This window comes from Bradyrhizobium sp. NBAIM08 (assembly GCF_020193935.1).
In the GTDB taxonomy this organism is placed as follows: Bacteria; Pseudomonadota; Alphaproteobacteria; order Rhizobiales; family Xanthobacteraceae; genus Bradyrhizobium; species Bradyrhizobium yuanmingense.
Map to the genome: position 1 here is coordinate 1 of NZ_JADYVR010000904.1, position 407 is coordinate 407.

Consider the following 407-nt stretch of genomic DNA (forward strand, 5'->3'; position numbering starts at 1 on the left):
GTGCCGCGTCGTCACCGAGGGCGAGCTCGTGCAAGGCGGCGTGCCAGGAGAAGTGGGCACCGTGGTGCGCGCCGGGCCCGCTCGTGGCGATCCAGCGGTCCAGCCAGGTCAGGCCGTTGACGTGGTCGCCGGTCTCGAAGTACACGTGCGCTCGGGCGTGTACCGCGTGTCCGGCCGCGGGCTCGACCGAGAGGGCGCGATCGGAGAGCTCGGCGGCCTCGTCCCAGCGCTCCTGCTCCTGCCGCATGAACGCGAGCATCCCGGCGTACCACCAGTCGTCGCCGTATGCCGGGGCCAGCCCTTCGACCAGCTCCCAGGCCTGCTCGGGAACGTCGTACACCCCTGCGAAGGCGATCGTCGGGACGGCCGCGCTGACGGCGAGTGCGTCGTGCGGGTACGCCCGGATG

Annotated in this window: 1 pseudogene; it reads right to left on the minus strand. The window is 72.5% G+C overall.

Annotation, left to right across the window (positions count from 1 at the left end):
• A pseudogene (locus tag I6F37_RS42640) lies at positions 1-407 on the minus strand (hypothetical protein); the annotation flags it as partial.